Annotated in this window: 17 protein-coding genes and 3 pseudogenes; 12 read left to right on the top strand and 8 right to left on the bottom strand. The window is 38.2% G+C overall.

Translation table 11 applies throughout. The features are described from left to right. Positions 1–57: 57 nt before the first annotated feature. From phrE to CW370_RS08210, 3 genes and pseudogenes are all read right to left on the bottom strand, one after another. Positions 58–192 carry a phosphatase RapE inhibitor PhrE gene (gene phrE, locus CW370_RS08220; protein ID WP_101169556.1) on the bottom strand — a complete coding sequence of 45 codons (135 nt, stop codon included), beginning with the start codon at positions 190–192 and terminating at the stop codon, positions 58–60. After that, positions 182–1310 (bottom strand): annotated as a pseudogene (rapE, locus tag CW370_RS08215) (response regulator aspartate phosphatase RapE). Before rapE ends, phrE begins: the two are co-directional and overlap by 11 nt. A 587-nt stretch (positions 1311–1897) precedes the next feature. Next, positions 1898–2776 (bottom strand): LysR family transcriptional regulator, encoded by an 879-nt coding sequence (locus CW370_RS08210; RefSeq protein WP_032725159.1) that lies wholly within the window; start codon positions 2774–2776, stop codon positions 1898–1900. A gap of 204 nt (positions 2777–2980) precedes the next feature. On the opposite strand from CW370_RS08210, the gene CW370_RS08205 reads away from it, so the two are divergent. From CW370_RS08205 to CW370_RS08180, 6 genes are all read left to right on the top strand, one after another. Beyond that, positions 2981–3538 (top strand): NAD(P)H-dependent oxidoreductase, encoded by a 558-nt coding sequence (locus tag CW370_RS08205; RefSeq protein ID WP_101169555.1) that lies wholly within the window; start codon positions 2981–2983, stop codon positions 3536–3538. Positions 3539–3641: 103 nt separating this feature from the next. Continuing rightward, a complete protein-coding gene (locus CW370_RS08200; RefSeq protein ID WP_199878750.1) occupies positions 3642–5978 on the top strand; it encodes a molybdopterin-containing oxidoreductase family protein in 2337 nt (778 codons plus the stop codon). Positions 5979–6528: 550 nt separating this feature from the next. Then, complete coding sequence (locus CW370_RS08195; protein WP_088112400.1) at positions 6529–7716, top strand: MFS transporter; 1188 nt, start codon at positions 6529–6531, stop codon at positions 7714–7716. Between the two features lie 163 nt (positions 7717–7879). Beyond that, complete coding sequence (locus tag CW370_RS08190) at positions 7880–9322, top strand: DHA2 family efflux MFS transporter permease subunit (RefSeq protein WP_088112558.1); 1443 nt, start codon at positions 7880–7882, stop codon at positions 9320–9322. A 78-nt stretch (positions 9323–9400) separates the two neighbouring features. Further along, complete coding sequence (locus CW370_RS08185; protein ID WP_101169553.1) at positions 9401–10186, top strand: arylamine N-acetyltransferase family protein; 786 nt, start codon at positions 9401–9403, stop codon at positions 10184–10186. Between the two features lie 51 nt (positions 10187–10237). Continuing rightward, positions 10238–11416 (top strand): macrolide family glycosyltransferase, encoded by a 1179-nt coding sequence (locus tag CW370_RS08180; protein ID WP_032725153.1) that lies wholly within the window; start codon positions 10238–10240, stop codon positions 11414–11416. 309 nt (positions 11417–11725) lie between these two features. On the opposite strand, the gene CW370_RS08170 is transcribed toward CW370_RS08180, so the two are convergent. Then, positions 11726–12616: a LysR family transcriptional regulator gene (locus CW370_RS08170; RefSeq protein ID WP_014480326.1), complete on the bottom strand. Its 891-nt coding sequence runs from the start codon at positions 12614–12616 to the stop codon at positions 11726–11728. A gap of 166 nt (positions 12617–12782) precedes the next feature. On the opposite strand from CW370_RS08170, the gene fumC reads away from it, so the two are divergent. The 3 genes and pseudogenes from fumC to CW370_RS08155 all read left to right on the top strand — a co-directional run. Next, positions 12783–14171: a class II fumarate hydratase gene (gene fumC, locus CW370_RS08165; RefSeq protein WP_101169552.1), complete on the top strand. Its 1389-nt coding sequence runs from the start codon at positions 12783–12785 to the stop codon at positions 14169–14171. A gap of 123 nt (positions 14172–14294) precedes the next feature. Then, positions 14295–14473, top strand: a pseudogene (locus CW370_RS21500) (hypothetical protein). After that, a pseudogene (locus CW370_RS08155) lies at positions 14431–14629 on the top strand (recombinase family protein); the annotation flags it as partial. The pseudogenes CW370_RS21500 and CW370_RS08155, both read left to right, overlap by 43 nt. Here CW370_RS08155 and CW370_RS21235 read toward each other — a convergent pair. Both CW370_RS21235 and sigK read right to left on the bottom strand, forming a co-directional pair. Further along, positions 14595–14711: a hypothetical protein gene (locus tag CW370_RS21235; protein WP_041850087.1), complete on the bottom strand. Its 117-nt coding sequence runs from the start codon at positions 14709–14711 to the stop codon at positions 14595–14597. The pseudogene CW370_RS08155 and the gene CW370_RS21235 sit on opposite strands and share 35 nt — an antisense overlap. After that, the gene (sigK, locus tag CW370_RS08150; RefSeq protein WP_013308023.1) at positions 14711–15439 is read right to left on the bottom strand and encodes an RNA polymerase sporulation sigma factor SigK; all 729 of its coding nucleotides are present in this window, start codon (positions 15437–15439) and stop codon (positions 14711–14713) included. The genes CW370_RS21235 and sigK overlap by 1 nt, the downstream gene beginning before the upstream one ends. A gap of 195 nt (positions 15440–15634) precedes the next feature. Here sigK and nucB point away from each other — a divergent pair, with 195 nt between their 5' ends. Continuing rightward, complete coding sequence (gene nucB / locus CW370_RS08145; protein ID WP_009967785.1) at positions 15635–16045, top strand: sporulation-specific Dnase NucB; 411 nt, start codon at positions 15635–15637, stop codon at positions 16043–16045. A gap of 32 nt (positions 16046–16077) precedes the next feature. Here the strand turns inward: nucB and CW370_RS08140 are convergent, their stop codons facing one another. Next, complete coding sequence (locus CW370_RS08140) at positions 16078–16800, bottom strand: YqeB family protein (protein WP_101169550.1); 723 nt, start codon at positions 16798–16800, stop codon at positions 16078–16080. 251 nt (positions 16801–17051) lie between these two features. Between CW370_RS08140 and gnd the strand changes: the two genes are divergently transcribed. Next, positions 17052–17945 carry a phosphogluconate dehydrogenase (NAD(+)-dependent, decarboxylating) gene (gnd, locus tag CW370_RS08135; protein WP_101169549.1) on the top strand — a complete coding sequence of 298 codons (894 nt, stop codon included), beginning with the start codon at positions 17052–17054 and terminating at the stop codon, positions 17943–17945. An 18-nt stretch (positions 17946–17963) separates the two neighbouring features. Here the strand turns inward: gnd and CW370_RS08130 are convergent, their stop codons facing one another. Beyond that, entirely contained in the window at positions 17964–18590 is a 627-nt protein-coding gene (locus tag CW370_RS08130) for a TVP38/TMEM64 family protein (RefSeq protein WP_024572279.1), read from the bottom strand. Positions 18591–18776: 186 nt separating this feature from the next. Here CW370_RS08130 and cwlH point away from each other — a divergent pair, with 186 nt between their 5' ends. Then, positions 18777–19529, top strand: a complete 753-nt coding sequence (gene cwlH, locus CW370_RS08125) for an N-acetylmuramoyl-L-alanine amidase CwlH (protein WP_101169548.1) — start codon at positions 18777–18779, stop codon at positions 19527–19529. Positions 19530–19552: the final 23 nt, after the last annotated feature.

Genomic DNA, 19552 nt, shown 5'->3' with positions numbered 1-19552 from the left:
AAGAAAAAGCCGTTATGAAACGGCTAAAGGGAATTAGAACTAACGTTGTTTATCGAATCAAACAAGGAATTCATGAGTAGGTGCGAGAGTTACATTCCGGGATGCTTCCTTCATTTCGCCATTAGATATAGATCCGAAAAAGGCAAGTCCAATTAAAACGGCGGATAAACTGATAAACAATTTAGATTTCATACATGCATTCCCCTTTCGATATTTGCTTTTGAGCATATACCATCTTCTTGAAACAGATGATACTATCCTCTATTTTTCCATTATAATCGAAAAGGTTGCCTCCTAACAATGCCAGCTCTTCCAGATAAGGGTATCCTTTGCCATTCTCTAAACGAGAAAAAATGTTGAGGAGTTTAGGTGTATCACCATTTCTTATATAAAGAACGTCTAATGCTTCAAATAAGTTCATAAAAAGTTCGTCTTTAAAATCTACAGCACTTCTAATTCCTTTGCGGAAGCAATCCATTGCTTGTTCTTTTTTGCCTTGTTTAAAATAAATCAACGCTAGGTCATGATAGGCCTGTGGAAGTACGTCAGAGTTTATTTTTCTGTATTGAACCAAGGCTTGTTCGATGTAACGTGCAGCCTTATTTAGGTTGTCCATTTTGTGATAGCAGTTGCCGAGATTGAAAAATGCAGTGGCATAGATGTGAATATTTTTACTTTTAAGCAGCTCGGCACCTTTTAAAGCTTCTTGAAGGTGGGGGAGAGCTTTTTCATGGTTTTCAAGGTCATCGTAGTTACCGGCAATGACAAAATGGCACTGAATACGCCGAACAGAATAAAGTTCATGTTTTTTATAGATGTTGTATGATAGTTCAGCGTAGTGCATTGAGATATGAGTCATTTTCATATGATAATAGACTTCGGATAACTTAAAATAAAACTCAGCTTTTTCAATCTTGTCGGAGATCGTTGGAATTTTGCGTTCAGCTTTTTTGTAATATGTAATGGCCTTTGTGTATTTACCGTTTCTAAACTCATACATCCCGCGGAAGAAGTTATAATAATATGCCCGCATATTGTCTAGTTTTTTCTTATGTCCTTCGATTTTCTTTAAATATTCTGAAAATTTCCATTCGGTTTTCATCGGATGGCAGCGTGTATTCCAACATGATTTTATGGCGAAAGGCCATTAATTGATAATAAATAAGCAAGTCTTGATCTTCTTCCATAACCTCTATATCACGTTCTATTTCTGCCTTTAACATTTCAGCATCAGTAACGTTGAATTTTTGTATATGCCTATGCCATTCATTAATTTTCATTCCTACTTCAGCTGATGTGATTGATATCAAGATATTCACCCTTCCCTTAACTCTACTAGTAATGTAAATATTAACAAGTTTTTGTTCGCAGAAAAAGGCAATAGGGCACCGCAATTTAAATTTTCGGTGAGACCGCAATAACTTTTTTATTACAACTACTTGTTGAGTGCCTTATCTTCTTGTTTTAGAGTGATTCAATTTCACTAGAGTACCTATTACATGGCATCAAATACAAGTCAATGAAGGTGCACCTCCATCAAATTCACAATTAGTCGCAAGTTTCTTAGTGAAAATTTAAAAAGGAGAGATTGATAATTGCCGGATCCTATTAACAACAGTGATATTGGGTAGTGTATTATCTTTTAGTAACTCTATTTATCAGGATGTTATAGCACCAATACAATTAGCTGCTGACATAGTTGGGGCCTAACTATAGAAAAAGAGTGAGCTTGAAGTAATACTCACTCTTTTTTTAGAATTAACATTCCTAAAACAGCCAAAAATACAACAAACCTTGGATAGCCTACGTGTAATCGGAAATGAAGCTGCTGGAGCATCCCCCGAGGTTATTTAAGTACTATTTTATAATTTCTCTCTTAAAAAGCAGCGAGCGACATTTAATCACTTTCATTAGTGAAAAGAGTACGAGCTGTTTGGATAAAGACATCTGTTGCTTTGGATATATCTTTCATATCTGGAACAGCTATACCGATTTCTCTAAACGTGTTTGGCTTTAATTCACGAAAAACGACATTTTCCGGTAGTGATAGAATATTTTTTTTCGTTGTGATTGTAATACCTAATCCTTCTTGTACCATACATAATGCTGTGTCTATATAATCAATGACAAACCGTACTTTAGGCTTCAAATTAAAATCTTTAAATAAAGAGTGAATTTGTACCTCATAACCGCCTCTTCCAATTATTATATCCTCATCTTGTAAGTCGGGAATACCTATTGTTTCTTTCCGATATAATGGATGACTCGAGTGCATAATGACAATCAATTGATCTTTCATTAAGGGCACGATATCAAAATCTTCTACAGGAGGAATAATCATTCCTACATCAACAGATTTAGAACGTAACCATTCTTTGACTTGGTCTACACTTCCTTCCGAAATCTTGACTTCAAGACCAGGATACTTATCTTCCATTGTCCGTATAATTTTGGGAATAAACCTAGTGCATGCAGTTGGGTAAGCTCCAATATGAACCTTGCCTATTTCTAATCCTTGTTCAGCTGCAATTAATTCATCTACTTTCTGTAATTCACCCAGGATATTTCTAAAAATAATTAAGACACGCTCTCCTATATCAGTAAAAAACAACCCGTTCTTCTTATTTCTCTTAATTAACTTCGTCCCTAATTCCGATTCAATCGTTGCTACGGCACGACTTACTGCAGGTTGAGTCATGTGTAATTCCTCACCGGCTTTTGTGAAACTTCCTGTTTCAGATATCTTAACAATCAGTTGAATTTGTGATCTATTCATAACGTTTTTGTTATCTCCTATATGATTAATATGCATTTTATTTATATTAGAACTTAATGTACCATAAAAGAAAATGAAACTTCAAGAAATACTCCGAGACAATTTGTATGGTTAATCATAATGGATCATTTCTATTTACACTTAACCAGCTGCAAATCGTTCTTTGAATTTGAAATTTAAATATAAAGTGATAGGAGGATCACGATGAAAAATATTTTAGTGATTAATGCACATGAATATCATGAGATGGCCAAAGGACAATTAAATCAAACGTTAACAGAAAGAATGGTAGACAAACTAAGCCCATTTTATAATGTCAAAACCACAATTGTTGAAAAAAACTATGACATAAAAGAGGAACAGGAAAAATTTAAATGGGCTGATATTATTATCATTCAAACACCTGTTTATTGGTATAACTATCCTGCTGGATTTAAGAAGTATATTGATACTGTATATGAACACGGGGTTTTTTATCGAGGTACAGACACCTATGGTGCAGGAGGCTTACTAGAAGGGCGCCAATACATGCTTTCTGTTACATGGGGTGCAGGTGAAGAGGTCTTTAATAATCCGATTGATCAACCTTTTTTTGAGGGGAAGGGAGTAGACGAAGTACTCATTGCAATGCATAAAACGCAGCAATTTATAGGATTGAAACCATTGAAAACACTTTCAAATCATTCAGCTCTCCAGCCTGATATTGAAAAAATACTTGAGTATACTGATAAACATTTAGAAGAGGTATTCTCTTTATCCTAAAATGATTGAATATCCGTATTTGATATGTATTCCAAATCATTTCGATTGAAAAGATTCCTAGGTTTTGACTAATGACTCTAATCTTAAAAAGGAGACAAGTATGATGAATACTAGTGAAAAAAGAAGATCGGGATTTTGCTCGCAATGCGTTTCAAAATGTGGGGTTATATCCATTACGGAAAATGATCAGTTAGTAAAGGTGATTCCAGATAAAAATCATCCGAATGGGGGAATCTGCCCAAAAGGAGCAGCAGCTCCTCAAATAGTCAATCATCCTGATCGTATTCTTTTCCCTTTAAAAAGAACTAACCCAAAGGGAAAAGAACCGATATGGGAAAGAATCACATGGGAAGAAGCCATACAAACCATTACTGATAAGTTAAAACAGATCAGTTCTGAAACAGGGGCAGAATCGGTATCATACACTTTTCCAACTGTTGGTGCGAGCGGAAGTTTTAACTGGGGGCCATATCTGCAGCGCTTGATGAATCTTTACGGCACTCCCAACTATATTTCCCATACAAATGTCTGCCAATGGGCAAGGGATGAGGGATCAAAATACACGTATGGTGTTGGATTACCTCAACCCGACTTTGAACATGCTAATTTAATATTGATATGGGGACACAATCCAGCAGATACGAATCTTCAGACATGGAAAAGGCTCATGGGAGCGAAAAAAAGAGGGAGCAAACTAGTAGTAATTGATCCACGTAGAACAACGACAGCTGCATCGGCAGATTTATGGATTGCTCCGAATCATGGAACTGATATTGCCTTAATATTAGGTTGTATTCATTTTTTACTTGAGAATAATTCATTTGATCATAAATTTCTACTTAATTGGACCAATGCCCCTTTCTTAGTGGATAAGCAAACGGGGAAGTTCCTTCGACCGGAAAATCATCGTCCATATGAATTTTTAGCTCTTGATAAGAATCAGAAGCCATATAAAATTGATACCCGAGAAGATCCCCAAACATGGTCAGAAAATATTTTACTTACAGGTGAATATACAAATGAAAGCGTTTCTTCAGAAACCGTATTTTCTCAATTATTGAAAAGAGTCTCTTCTTTCACGATAGAAAATGTGGAAAAAATAACGGGTGTTTCATATGAAAAATTAATGGAGCTTGGGGAATTATTATGCGGTGTAGATCCGATATCTTATTATTCATGGAATGGCTTAGAACAGCATGTAAATAGTTCATCAACCAATCGAGCATTATGTATCCTTTATAGTCTGACTGGTTATTTTGATAGGCAGGGAGGAAATATTATCCTTCCATCATTACCAGTTAATCTAATTAAAGATCAAAATTTTATAACGCGTTCACAACAACAGAAGCGTTTAGGAATAGAGAAGAGGCCCCTAGGTGCTCCGAAAATTTCTGCAACAGGGTATGATTTTGCTAATGCTGTATTGAACGAAACACCTTACCTTATACGAGCGTTATTAAGTTTTGGGAGTAATATGGTCACACAAAACCCAGGAACCGGAAAAATGATTGAGGCCTTAAAAAAACTAGAATTTCATGTCCATGTCGACATGTTTCATAGCCCTATGACAAGGTTTGCAGATATTGTATTACCTGCTGCACATGCATGGGAGTCACCAAGTCTGTTGGCTGGTTTTGAAGGGAGTTTACAAACGGTTCAACATATTCAATACAAACCTGCACTGTCAAAGGCCCCTGGGGAAACTCGTCCTGACCTGCAAATCATAATGGATCTGGCATTAGAATTGGGTTATGAAGATGATTTTTGGAATGGGGATATTGAAGCAGCGTTTAATTACTATCTTGAACCTTTGAATTTAACATTAGATCAACTTCGTTCTCAGCCCGCAGGGATATCAATCCCCTTACAAGTGAAATATTGTAAATATAGTGAAAAGCTGAATGGAATAGTCAGTGGCTTTTCCACCCCAACGCGGAAGTTGGAGATTTATTCCGAGTTTTTGTTACAGCATGGGTATGATCCACTGCCCCAATTTGAAAAACCATTAACTGTTCCACATTATCAGGATAAATCAAATGATTTTCCGTTAGTTCTTTCTTCATTTAAATTAAAATCTTATTGTCATAGCCAGCATCGAAACATTGCTAAACTAAGGAAAATGCATCCTGATCCTTTTGTTGAGATTCACCCAGAAACAGCTCAAATGTATAAATTAAATGATGGTGAATGGATTCAATTGGTATCTCCTAATGGTAGAATCAAGGCTGTCACTCGAATTACACAGAGTATACCCGTGGGTACGGTATATACTCAAGCAGGATGGTGGGATAAGTGTGATGAGCTAGAGTTATTAGGATTTGATCCATTTTCAGCTGAAGGTGCAAACGTGAATCAATTGGTAGGTATAGAGCAGTTGGATCCCATGTCAGGTTCCGAACCCTTAAAATCATATCGTTGCCAGATTTATAAGATATCATAGATTAATTCTTTACAAATTAAGTATTAAAGATAAGTGATAGAACACATTTAAAGACATAACATTGAAGCTGATGGCTCCTTAGAGTTGGAGAAATCAGCTTTTGTTTTTCCAATAAACGTATTATCATGGGTTTTATGTCAAAATGCTGGTGTTACCCCAGACTTATGACTTTTTTAAAATCAGCCGTAATATGACCAAAGTAAATGCAACATCTTTCGGGGCAAAAATAAGTCAAGAATCATTGCTCATCTAATTCAGGATCATATTGATAAACCCTGCACATGATGTTGTATGAGCAATGAAGAGTCCCCGTTCTTCCATCATTTCAGCCAAGTACGAAAACTAAGATTGTACGCAGGTTATCATGTGTAGCTCCTCACCGTATTTTGTAAAACTTCCCATTTCGGATATCTGAACAATAAGTTGAATTTGTGTTTTACATATCAATTTTGTTATCCGTCATATAATTAATATGCATTTTATTTATGTGTGAACTTCATGTACCATTAGAGAGAATTAAACTTCAAGAAATTAATCGGAGGTAACAAGTATGATCAATCGTAATAGATTATTTCTATTTGCACTTATACTAGCTGCATTTAATCTGAGACCGGGTATCACTTCAGTTAGCCCAGTTCTACACGGAATAACGGAGGAACTAAGCATGAGTTCGATGTCAGCGAGTTTACTCACGTCTATTCCTTTAATATGTTTTGGTTTTTGTTCATTATTTGCTGGTCGTTTGGCCAATCGCTATCAATCAGAGAAAATTATCACATTCTTTATCGCCTGTATAGGTATTGCAACGTTTCTGCGTTTCTTTTCAAATTCCTCAATATACCTATTAATAACGGCTTTGTTTATTGGTGCAGGAATTGGGATTGTCAGCCCTCTGCTCTCTGGCTTCATTAAAAGTTACTTTCCAGAGAATGCTGCATCCATGATAGGCATATATTCTACGTCAATGGTCGTTGGTGCATCTATTTCTATTGGGCTGACGACACCGCTTCAACACATGCTAAATGATTCATGGAAAAACGGATTAGCCTTTTGGAGTATTTTTGCTTTAGTCGCTCTTCCACTTTGGTTTATGGTCACAAAACACGCTCATCATCACACCAATCAATCGTCAAAAAAGAGTCGTGCATCTTTACCATTAAAAAATAAAGAGGCCTGGTTATTAACTTCTTTTGTAGGGCTTGTAACTCTTTTATTTTATTGTTTTGCAGCTTGGCTGCCAGCAATTGTAGAGGAAAAAGGAGAAACTGCGGCATTTGGTGGACTTATCGGTACAATATCTATGCTTGCACAGCTGCCGGCTACTCTTTTATTGCCTAGTCTCTTAAAGGTCATGCCAAGCAGAAGATTTTGGATTACATTCCTCACCCTCAGCGTGATGATTGGTTTATCCCTGTTATGTTTTACAAACGTAACACCTATTGTTGCAAGCATATGTTTAGGAATTGGCAGCGGTGGTCTTGTTTCACTCACTTTATTATTACCAATAGATAAGACAACTTCACCTATAGAAGCAAGCACTTGGTCAGCAATGACTCAAGCCATTGGATATATGATTGGTGCAGTGGGGCCATTTATCATCGGTTTTCTTCATGATTATTTAGGAAGTTTTGTTCCGACATTATATCTTCTTATCACCTTAGGTTTGATTATTATCTTACTAGGTTGGAAACTTACGAAACAAGCTACCTCTTTAGAAATGGGGGTACCAGTGGAATAAAAACAAATTGATGGTCATCATTTTGTTCGGTCGGGAAATGAGCCTGAAGAAACTAGGTCATTGGATTTTAATATCTAACCTTGGATCAAAGGCTCTCTGGCGACAAAAGCATTGCTTGTTCAAATAGAGTTTAATTAAGCTATCTCGGACAAAAGAGGTGAAAATCATGACAACAAATGAAAAAATGAGTACACAAAGCAAAGTCATTCTCTTCATTTTAATTTTAGGGAATTTTCTATGCCTAATCAGTGAAACTGTAATGAATGTGGCATTGCCCAGCATCATTTCAACAATGCACGTTACAACAAGCACTGCACAATGGCTATCAACTGGCTATATGCTTATCATCGGAATATCCGTACCGGTATCAGCCTTTTTAATTCAACGGTTTACACTAAGGCAACTGTTTATCACAGCGATGTGTTTATATGTGATTGGTTCATTGATTGGTTATATTACGCCATTCTTCTCTTTGCTTTTTATTGGCCGTATGATTCAAGCATTGGGAACAGGTATTGTTTTACCATTAGTCATGAGTACAATGTTAACACTTGTACCGGTAAGTATACGCGGAACTGTGATGGGGATTTTCAACGTAGCGATTTTATTTGCTCCAGCGATCGGACCTGTAATTTCTGGTTTGATTATTCAATATTATTCATGGCGAATCGTTTTCTTAGGTCTTTTGATTGCAGCGGTGCTCATTTTGATAATAGCTTTCTTTAAACTTTGCAATGTGTCTGAAACATCTAAACCGACGATTCACGTTCCATCAGTGGTTCTTTCGACAGTTGGATTTGGCGGAGTTGTTTATGGATTTAGTACAGCTGGTGAAGCATCTGGATGGGGAAACCCAATAGTATGGATTACGTTTGCTGTTGGGGTGCTAGCTCTTGCTTTATTTGTCAGACAACAAACGAAGCTTACGTCACCTATGATCAGCATGAAACCATTTACGTCATCAGTTTTTTCAAGAGCGATGTTTCTGATGTTTCTCATTATGATGATTCAGTTCTCGATGATGCTTATTTTACCTCTTTACTTTCAAACAGCTGCCGGCTTGACACCATTAGAAACGGGATTTCTTATGCTGCCTGGCGGAATCACGCTGGCACTTACAGCAATGATTGGCGGAAGATTGTTTGATAAGGTTGGTTTTAAACCACTGCTAATCATTGGTTTAATTCTTTTAATGATCGTTTTATGTTTATTCACTCAGATTTCAAACGAAACAACTACGACAACAGCTGCCATTCTTTATGCAGCATTTACAATTGGAGTAGGGTTGAGTATAGGGCCGGTGATGACTCTAGGACTAAATCAAGTTCCTAAACAGCTGCATGCCCATGGATCAGCAATTTCTAATACCATTAACCAAGTTTCTGGTGCAATCGGTCCGGCTCTTTATACAAGTATTATGGCAGTCGCTTCTCAGTATTATATTCAACATTCAAACGAAGCCAATAAAACTGTGTTGAACATACAAAGTATGACCCAAGGTGTTCATGCAGTTTATTATGTAGCGATTGTCTTTGCGGTTGTCTCTTTCATTTTAGCCCTTACTTTAAAGAAAAAAGACCAATATTCTGAAACAGGTAATGAATGATTTATCTTAAGGTTAAATATTGATAAGACCAAAAAAGAAAGGTCATTTATAGTATTAGAAAATAAAGGAGGATGTTTAATGGTGCAATTAAAGGATAGTTTCTTTTCAAGATTAGAGATAGAACCAAAGAAAATAGTTAAATTCGAAGACCTACCTAGTATACTTAGCTCTTTTGCTAAAAGTGTTCCTTTTGAAAATATAGATGTCATCTATAAAAACCATAAAGAGATTTCAAAAGAAAACCTTCAAAAAAAACTTTTAGACAATCATCGAGGCGGATTATGTTACGAGATAAACCCTCTTTTATACTACTTCCTTAAAGATTGTGGATTCAATGTACAATTAGTATCAGCAACGATATATGATCATTCGTCAGAGAGTTGGGCCCTTGATAATACACATGTAGCTATACTCTTAACTTATAATCATATCATGTATCTAATTGATTCAGGATTTGCTTCATTTCTTCCACTTTCACCGGTTCCTTTTACAGGTGAGGCTGTACAAACTAAAGTTAGAGATTATCGTGTGAGAAAGTTGCTTACCGAAAAAGGATCATATGTTTTTGAAATGAAAGAAAAAGATATATTAAAAAATAAGGAATGGAAACTAGGGTATGCATTTAGACTTAACGAGATTTCGATAACAGAGTTAAATGAGATGCAAGAAACCATTATAGAAAATGAAAAATCACCATTTAATAAAGCTCTTCTCGCTGTGAAACTTGTAGAAAACGGACATATTACTTTAACACAAGACAAATTCATCCAAATTAAAAATGGTAAAAAAACTAAGGAGGTTATTAATCAAGACCAGTATATAAAGATATTGAATGAACAATTCAATATTAGCATTAAATTATAATTAAAAGTTTTTATTTTCTGAGTGAATTAAAATAGGAGGGGAAATGGACTTATGAATGTACTAATGATTAATTTTCCAGGTGAGGGGCACATTAATCCAACTCTTGGTATCGTTAAAGCATTAATTAATCGGGGAGATTCGGTTCATTACGTAACAACAGAAGAATTTAAGGAGCGAATTGAAGGTTTGGGTGCGAAGACGTATCTTCATCCAAATTACCTTAAGGGACGAACACCTCAAAACACTAGTATTCATGAATTTTTGCAAGTCCATTTAAGGATTTCCTTTGATATTTTGACTATCGTTCGAGAACTGGCTGATTCCATATCATTTGATTATGTGTATCATGATACGTTCGGTGCGGGATTATTAGTCAAAGATTATTTAAACATCCCGTCTATCTCTTCATCATCGTCTTTTGTTATACCCCAAGAACAATTCTTAGAAATTATAAAAAGTAGCACTACTTCCTTAAATCCATCTTCGGAAGTTGAGAAGGAAAATGAAGCTTTAACAGAGCAAATTGAGCATAGTTTCGGTGTTAAGATAAAGAACCCTTTTCAATTTCTAGTGAATACTGCTGATTTGAATATCGTCTATACAAGTAGAGAGTTTCAGCCAGGTGGAGAACATATAAACGATTCATATATCTTTATTGGACCCTCGATCACGAAACGTATGCAAACAAATGACTTCCCATTAGAAGAATTAAAAGGTCAGAAAGTTCTTTATATTTCAATGGGTACCCTTCTACTGGGGGGGGAACCTTTTTTCAAAACCTGTGTGGAGGCTTTCAGGGAATTCAAAGGGAAGGTTATTCTTTCGGTAGGGAAGAATACCAATATATCCAAACTAGGGTCTTTTCCAGAGAACTTCATTGTTCGTAATTACATACCGCAGCTGGAAGTTTTACAGCATACGGACGTCTTTATTACGCACGGGGGAATGAATAGCACGAGTGAGGCTCTCTATTATGAAGTGCCCCTTGTCGTCATCCCCCAAGCAAATGATCAGCCAATGATCGCCAATCGGTTAGAAGAGCTTCAAGCCGGATATAGGATTGATCCACATGAAGTCAGTGTAAAAAATCTGCAAGAAGCTGTGCAACTCATATTATCCACTCCTTCATACCGTGAAAATGTCAAAATGATAAGTAAAAGCTTTAAAGAATCAGGAGGAGAAAAGAAAGCTTTAAAAGCGATAGATGAGTATTTGGCAAATAAAGTTTGATTTCTCTCTCGACAGATTCTGTTATAAAGGATTCTTCGACGTCTGTATCTAAAGCTGGCATCTTCTAGAGTACCGGAGATACTAGTAAGGAAAGCGAATTTCATTTCAATTAAAATCAAACATTGATCAGCGACACCAACTTACCTGAATATGCAATCCTGCGATATGGAATGCTTTAAGGACTTGGTACGCGGGTGATGTTACTGAAATGATGAGTATTTTTGAAAACACACAAGAAATTTATGGTGTGTTTTTTTTTGCTTTCATTTCTAGGATCTATGACGTGCCATCAACAACAGTAATTTAATACTATATCGAATCTATTTGAGGAAACTGATTGATGATATATTGCTTGAAGTTTTCAGTGACAGGTGATAGGTGCTTCCCTTTAATCCAAGAGAGACCTACTGTACGCTCAAACCTTGGCCAACTAATCCGAACCTTTGCGATATTCGTTTGGTCTAAGCCTTTAAAATCAGGGAGAATTGAAACACCAAGACCCGCTGCAACAAAACCTGCGATTGTTGTAGCTTCTTCACCTTCAAATACAATGTTTGGGGTAATATTAACTTGCTCAAAAATATCATCTATTGTCACTCGAAGGGCGAAACCTTCTTTCATTAAAACAAAAGGCTCATTAGCTATTTCGTTTAACGTAATATCCTCACGAGTAGCTAACACATGTTTTTTTGGCAAAAATAAAAAAAGCTCCTCCTTCCATAAGGGTTTCCACATTATATTTGATTCGACTGGAAAAGAAGCAAGTAGGCAGAGATCAAGCTCACCTGATTTTAGTTTATCTAAAAGCAAATTAGAGTGAGACTGGTTTAGTTGAAATTGAACTTTTGGGTAATTATCTTTAAACGTTCCAATTAAATTTGGAACTATTGTTGTACCCAGGGTGTGTAAAAAGCCTAAAGACACTTCACCTTGATCCGGTTTTAAAAGAGATTGAATTTCTTCCTTTCCTTCTGTATATTCTCGAATCATGGAATCAACCCTCTTGAGGAATATTTCCCCATATTTATTTAATTTAATGGACCGGCCTTGTCTATCAAAAAGCGGAACACCTAAGTGATTTTCTAATCTAACAATAGATCGAGAAAGTGCTGGCTGTGTAATTGATAACGTTTCAGCAGCTTTGGTTACATGCTGTATACGAGCAAGAGTTTGAAAGTACTCTAATTGTTCCCATTCCATAAAAAAACCTCTCTTCTTATAAATCATTACATAAAAGAATTGAAATCATATTTATTATGCATTATACATCATGATTTATTAGTGTTAAGCTAAATTTAGCAGCAAAATAAATAAATTTTTATATGAATTTTAAGCTATTTTCGTGTTCAGAAGGAGGACTATTTTAATGAACTATCGAATTGAAAAAGATACTTTTGGAGAAATAAAGGTGCCTGCTGATAAGTTTTGGGGAGCGCAAACACAACGTAGTAAAGAGAACTTCAAAATAGGTTCTGAAAAAATGCCAAAACGTATTGTTAAAGCTTTTGCTATATTGAAGCGCAGTACAGCTATTGCTAATAATCGTTTAGGGAATTTGGATAGTGAAAAAACAGAGGTTATTACCGCAGTTTGTGATGAAATTCTTGAAGGCAAATATGATGATAATTTTCCACTCGTTGTTTGGCAGACGGGAAGCGGAACACAAAGCAATATGAATGTTAACGAAGTTATAGCAAACCTTGCAACATCTTTATTAAAAGAGAAAGGCTCTGTCCAAACCATACATCCAAATGATGATGTGAACCGCAGTCAAAGTTCAAATGACACTTTCCCAACAGCGATGCATGTTGCAGGTGTATTAGCTATCTATGAACAATTAGTTCCTGCACTTGATCAACTTCGGAACACATTAGATGAAAAAGCAAAAAAATTCAATGACATTGTAAAAATAGGTCGTACACATCTTCAAGATGCTACACCTCTCACGCTTGGACAAGAAATTAGCGGTTGGGTATATATGATTAATCGTTCGAAAGAAATGATATTGGAAGCAACTGATAAGATGCGTGAGCTTGCTATCGGGGGTACGGCTGTAGGGACAGGCATTAATGCACATCCACAGTTTGGAGAAGTTGTCTCAGAGGAGATCTCGAAGTTTACAGGCCAACAGTTTAAAAGTTCACCAAATAAGTTTCATGCCTTAACTAGTCATGATGAAATAACGTATGTACATGGTGCTATGAAAGCATTAGCTGCTGACTTAATGAAAATCGCGAATGATGTTAGATGGCTTGCAAGCGGTCCTCGCTGTGGTATCGGGGAAATTTCAATCCCGGCAAATGAGCCAGGTAGCTCCATTATGCCCGGTAAAGTTAACCCTACGCAATGTGAAGCCCTTACCATGATTGCGGCTCAAATTATGGGGAATGATGCAACTATTGGTTTTGCTTCAAGTCAGGGTAACTTTGAACTAAATGTATTTAAACCAGTTATTATCTATAACTTCCTTCAATCCGTGCAGTTATTGAGTGATGGAATAAAATCATTCCATGATCATTGTGCGGTTGGTATTGAACCTAATAAGAAAACCATTAAAGAAAATCTTTCCGGATCTTTGATGCTTGTCACAGCATTGAATCCTTATATCGGATATGAAAATGCTGCAAAAATTGCTAAGTTTGCTCATAAAGAAGGCTTGACGTTAAAAGAGGCTGCTGTGCAACTTAAATTGCTAACGGAAGAACAATTTGATGAGATGGTTAAACCAGAAGATATGGTGAAACCAAACATTTAAATCGTTTAAGGTGAAAACTAGTTACTGATCTGTAACTAGTTTTTTCTTTTTTTACACTCATTGAAAATCACCTCATTAGGCAAACACTTATTACATAGCATTACCCAAGGGGTGATGCATTTTATGAAGGTAATAATCATCGAGGGAGCGCAAGCTGACAAATGCATGAACGATTGCTATCATTATTTAATAAAACTTTATAGGCAGGAGATCCAGGGTGATGGCAATATATGTAAGGGTATCGACCGAGGAACAAGCGATCAAGGGATCGAGCATCGACAGCCAAATCGAGGCCTGCATAAAGAAAGCAAGGACTAAGGATGTGCTGAAGTATGCTGACGAAGGATTTTCTGGTGAGCTTTTTAGAACGTCCGGCTTTGAATCGCTTGAGGGAGGATGCAAGCAAGGGACTTATAAGTCAAGTCATTTGTTATGATCCTGACCGTCTTTCTCGGAGAGCTTATCAGCTATGAAAAAAATGATTTTCATAACTCTTTCAAATAGAGAAAGCCGGAATATGAGATCCGGCCTCTTCTGCATTATTTCCCCTTCGCCTTCTTCCGCTTTTCCTTCTCAGCCCGATAAAACTCATGAAACATCTTCATCAGCGCCCTCTTTTCAATCCGCGATACATAGCTGCGCGAGATCCCGAGCTCTTTGGCAATCTCACGCTGCGTTTTTTCTTTCTTCAAATCAAGCCCAAACCGCCCGACTATCACTTCCTTCTCACGGTCATCTAGAATGTCAATGTATTGTTTCACTTTTTCAAGCTCCATATTGAGCTGGATCGTATCAATCACATCTTCGTTTTCGGATTTCAAAACGTCAATCAGGCTTATTTCATTCCCTTCCTTATCCTGCCCGATCGGATCGTGAAGGGAGACGTCTTTTTTTGTTTTTTTCAATGCGCGCAAATGCATGAGGATTTCATTTTCAATACACCTCGCTGCATACGTCGCCAGCTTTGTCCCTTTTCCAGCGGAATAGCTTTCAATTCCTTTAATAAGCCCGATCGTTCCGATGGAGATTAAGTCCTCTGCATCCTCACCTGTATTTTCGAACTTTTTCACAATATGGGCGACCAAGCGAAGATTATGCTCAATCAGCATGTTTCTGGCATGTTCATCCCCTTTAGCCATGAGCTCTAAGTATTTTTTTTCTTCGCTGCTTGAGAGCGGTTGTGGAAAGGCATTGTTTTTCACGTAAGATACTAAAAAGACAAGCTCTTTAACAACAAAGCCGAGCGCTGCGAAAACACCTGTCACCATCGTCACCTCCACAAAAGTATGTAGGCAAAAGCCTATATGTAAATGTATGTGACCGGGAGGCTGTCTGTGTCTGTACCGGGAAATTTCTCGCGGGGGAGTCAGGCTTTTGTAAGCAGCATACTAACTTCAAATGTTAAAAATAATCTTCATCAAGCGCCCATACATTGAAATGAACAAAGGTATGGGGGGATGGGAATGAAAAAATGGATGGCAGGCCTGTTTCTTGCTGCTGCAGTTCTTCTTTGTTTAATGGTTCCGCAACAGATCCAAGGCGCATCTTCGTATGACAAAGTGCTATATTTTCCGCTGTCTCGTTATCCGGAAACCGGCAGTCATATTAGAGATGCGATTGCAGAGGGACATCCAGATATTTGTACCATTGACAGAGATGGAGCAGACAAAAGGCGAGAGGAATCTTTAAAGGGAATCCCGACCAAGCCGGGCTATGACCGGGATGAGTGGCCGATGGCGGTCTGCGAGGAAGGCGGCGCAGGGGCTGATGTCCGATATGTGACGCCTTCTGATAATCGCGGCGCCGGCTCGTGGGTAGGGAATCAAATGAGCAGCTATCCTGACGGTACCAGAGTGCTGTTTATTGTGCAGTAGTAAAGAAGAGGCTCTTTCTTGAGCCTCTGTTGTTACAATCCTTCGCCGTGCTGAATTTTCGGGGGATAGGTTTCTGCTTTTCGCCAATATTGGCGTGTGCCTTCGTCCCGTACAACGATGCCCAGCTGTGCCAGTTCGAGACGGAATTCTTCAATATCGTCTTTTTCTTCGTCCTGCAGCGTTTTATGACGAGCTTTTAATAAGGCATGGGCGCCTTGCGATAGGTCTGGTGCATCAGGAATCCATCGGCGAAATTGATCTTTAAACGGATCACCATCTGTTGCCCATTCGTAATGATGCTGTCTAAAGGCCTTCTCAACGTTTACTGGTTTTTCATCAATTTCTTCCCGTACCAATTCATATCCGGCTGTTCCCAGGAGGACAAGCCGTTTGTGATCCATAAATACAAGAGCGATGTCATCGGAATGAATTGTTTGCACTTTTTTTCCTTTGATGAATTCCACTGTGTGATCTGTAATTTTGACAGACAGCAGCATTGCAATAACAGAATGAGCGAACCAAATCCCCGCACACATACCGAGAAGAGCAGTGATAAATGCAGCTGTAGATCCCTGAAAAGAGGTAATGAGCCGAAGAGGTCCTTCAAGAGGGACCCAGGGGAGGGATAATGCCCATTTCGCAATCTGCGGAATAAAATACCCGATTGCAAAACCGATGATTGCAAGTGCAGCGTATAAAAAGAATACAGCGGTTTTCGTAACTCCAATAAGAGTATGAGGTTGATTCTGCAACATGTCACCTTCTTTTTACTGAAAATATCGAATTCCTTCCCATATTTTAACTTAAACTGATGGTAAATCAAGGATAAAGCGATAATTATGGATATAAAGAGATTCAGTAATAGAACTGGCAGGCGCCGTCGGTCATGAAAAATAAAATTTACATGCGCAGACGATGTAAGCCCCATTTGTTTTCTGCGTATCACAATACAATCCAAAGGGAACATAAAGAGTAAAGGCTTTTTAGACAATCAGGAGGAACAGATATGAAAATCGGATTAATCGGCTTAGGGAAAATGGGCATAAACATAGGAAAGCAATTCATTGACCGCAATCATCAAGCGGTAGGATATGATGTAAATCAAGCGGCTGTTGATGAACTGAAAGCATACGGGGCTGAGGGGACAACGAATCTTAAAGAGTTAATTTCTTTATTAGACCCGCCGCGTATCCTATGGGTTATGGTACCGCATGGCATTGTCGATGCTGTTTTGCGTGATGTATCACCTTTATTAAGTAAAGGCGATATGATTATCGAAGCTGGAAACTCTCATTATAAAGAATCAATTCGCCGCTACAATCAAATGAAAGAAGCGGGTATCCAATATCTCGATGCCGGAACGTCGGGCGGAATGGAAGGCGCACGGCATGGAGCCTGTTTTATGGTGGGGGGCGATCATGAAGCATGGGAGATTGTGGAGCCGCTTTTTCGTGATACCGCCGTCGAAAATGGTTATCTATACGCTGGTGAAGCGGGAAGCGGACATTTTTTAAAAATGATCCATAATGGAATTGAGTATGGAATGATGGCCGCGATTGGTGAAGGATTCGAAGTGCTTGAAAACAGCCAATTTGATTTTGACTACGAGAAGGTTGCCAGAGTGTGGAATCATGGTTCTGTCATTCGTTCTTGGCTTATGGGACTGACTGAGCGAGCTTTCTCTAAGGATGCGAAACTGGATCAGATCAAGGGCATTATGCATTCCTCAGGTGAAGGAAAATGGACCGTGGAAACCGCGCTTGATCTGCAGACGGCAACGCCGGTCATCTCCATGTCACTGATGATGAGATACCGTTCTTTAACGGACGATACGTTTACAGGAAAGGTTGTCGCTGCGCTTCGAAATGAATTTGGAGGCCATGCGACAGAAAAAAAGTAAGGGGGCCAACAAGCCTCCTTATTTTTTTGGCACCTTTAGAAGGTGAGGGAACTTTTTATAAATGACCAGCATGATGATCAGAATATATGTACCGTAAATGCTGATAGACAATAATTTATTGCTGGTGAAATTGGCACCTGCAATAGTGACAACAACAATATTGGGGATTTTCCCTATTAAAGACGCAAAGAAAAAAACATGCCAGCGAACCTGGCTCAGCCCGCAGATCACGTTCATTACAAGTGAAGGTATGACAGGTATCAGCCTTCCTAATAAAACAGCGGTAAAAGCGTTTTTGTTGAAGGAAGCCTCGTAGCTTTGTATGGCAGGATAGGCCTGAACTTTTTTTCTGGCCCAATCTCTAAAACTGTACCTGGCGAGAAAAAACAGCAATATTGTACCAAGCATTGAGCCGGTCAGTGTAATCCAAATTCCATTTGCAGTCCCGAACACTGCGCCATTTAAAGCAGCAATCAAAGCAAACGGCACTATTGGGAAAAAAACATCGGCAGCAATCAGCAGCATACTAAATAAAACGGAAAACATCCCTCCTGCTTTGATTGCATCAAGCCAAGCTTCTTTCTGAAAAAAACCGACTGCAATGATAGCAATAATCACAAGTATACCTATTACTTTTTTTAACATGTCTATGGTCACTCCCAACTTAGGTGATGTCAGGAGCCAAAACCTCCGTCATCTAAATTAGTATAACTGGTGCCATTTCAGCGGTTCAACTGAAAACCAGGTTGAGAACACAATTCTTTTTTACCTCATAAAAAAGGCTGTCCATCTCTCTGTTTTCTGCATTCTTAATAATAGGGAGGGATAGAAATGGTAACCATAAAAAAGGATTTTATACCGGTATCAAATGATAATCGTCCTGGCTATGCGATGACGCCTGCTTATATTACGGTGCATAATACAGCGAATACAGCAAAAGGCGCTGATGCGAAAATGCACGCCAATTTTGTAAAAAACCCGAGCACATCCGAAAGCTGGCATTTTACAGTTGACGATTCAGTCATTTATCAGCATCTCCCGATAGATGAAAACGGTTGGCATGCGGGAGACGGTACAAACGGCACAGGAAACCGCAAATCGATCGGGATTGAAATCTGCGAAAATGCTGATGGCGATTTTGAAAAAGCAACATCAAATGCCCAGTGGCTGATCAGAAAGCTGATGAAGGAAAACAATATTCCGTTAAATCGTGTTGTTCCCCACAAAAAATGGTCTGGGAAAGAATGTCCGCGGAAACTCTTGAACCACTGGAACTCTTTTATAAACGGAATTTCTTCCTCGGATACACCTCCAAAAGAACCTTCACCATCATATCCTCTGCCGTCTGGGGTTATAAAGCTCACTTCGCCTTATCGAAAGGGCACAAACATTCTCCAGCTGCAAAAGGCTTTAGCTGCACTTCACTTTTACCCTGATAAGGGAGCCAAAAACAATGGCATAGATGGAGTTTACGGACCGAAAACAGCGAATGCCGTCAAGCGTTTTCAGCTCATGAACGGATTAACTGCAGACGGGATTTATGGGCCAAAAACAAAGGCCAAGCTTAAATCGAAGTTAAAGTAAATGCAGGATTTAACGGATAACCT

This window comes from Bacillus sp. SN32 (genome assembly GCF_002837495.1).
Taxonomy (GTDB): Bacteria; Bacillota; Bacilli; order Bacillales; family Bacillaceae; genus Bacillus; species Bacillus subtilis.
Note: the sequence above shows the minus strand (reverse complement) of the source record. Positions and strands in the feature narration are given on the sequence as shown.

Bases quoted from the DNA above. Each gene is read 5' to 3' on its own strand.
- phrE (WP_101169556.1), bottom strand. From the start codon at position 192: ATGAAATCTAAATTGTTTATCAGTTTATCCGCCGTTTTAATTGGACTT.
- CW370_RS08210 (WP_032725159.1), bottom strand. From the start codon at position 2,776: ATGAATAGATCACAAATTCAACTGATTGTTAAGATATCTGAAACAGGA.
- CW370_RS08205 (WP_101169555.1), top strand. From the start codon at position 2,981: ATGAAAAATATTTTAGTGATTAATGCACATGAATATCATGAGATGGCC.
- CW370_RS08200 (WP_199878750.1), top strand. From the start codon at position 3,642: ATGAATACTAGTGAAAAAAGAAGATCGGGATTTTGCTCGCAATGCGTT.
- CW370_RS08195 (WP_088112400.1), top strand. From the start codon at position 6,529: ATGATCAATCGTAATAGATTATTTCTATTTGCACTTATACTAGCTGCA.
- CW370_RS08185 (WP_101169553.1), top strand. From the start codon at position 9,401: ATGGTGCAATTAAAGGATAGTTTCTTTTCAAGATTAGAGATAGAACCA.
- CW370_RS08180 (WP_032725153.1), top strand. From the start codon at position 10,238: ATGAATGTACTAATGATTAATTTTCCAGGTGAGGGGCACATTAATCCA.
- CW370_RS08170 (WP_014480326.1), bottom strand. From the start codon at position 12,616: ATGGAATGGGAACAATTAGAGTACTTTCAAACTCTTGCTCGTATACAG.
- fumC (WP_101169552.1), top strand. From the start codon at position 12,783: ATGAACTATCGAATTGAAAAAGATACTTTTGGAGAAATAAAGGTGCCT.
- CW370_RS21235 (WP_041850087.1), bottom strand. From the start codon at position 14,711: ATGCAGAAGAGGCCGGATCTCATATTCCGGCTTTCTCTATTTGAAAGA.
- sigK (WP_013308023.1), bottom strand. From the start codon at position 15,439: ATGGTGACAGGTGTTTTCGCAGCGCTCGGCTTTGTTGTTAAAGAGCTT.
- nucB (WP_009967785.1), top strand. From the start codon at position 15,635: ATGAAAAAATGGATGGCAGGCCTGTTTCTTGCTGCTGCAGTTCTTCTT.
- CW370_RS08140 (WP_101169550.1), bottom strand. From the start codon at position 16,800: ATGTTGCAGAATCAACCTCATACTCTTATTGGAGTTACGAAAACCGCT.
- gnd (WP_101169549.1), top strand. From the start codon at position 17,052: ATGAAAATCGGATTAATCGGCTTAGGGAAAATGGGCATAAACATAGGA.
- CW370_RS08130 (WP_024572279.1), bottom strand. From the start codon at position 18,590: ATGTTAAAAAAAGTAATAGGTATACTTGTGATTATTGCTATCATTGCA.
- cwlH (WP_101169548.1), top strand. From the start codon at position 18,777: ATGGTAACCATAAAAAAGGATTTTATACCGGTATCAAATGATAATCGT.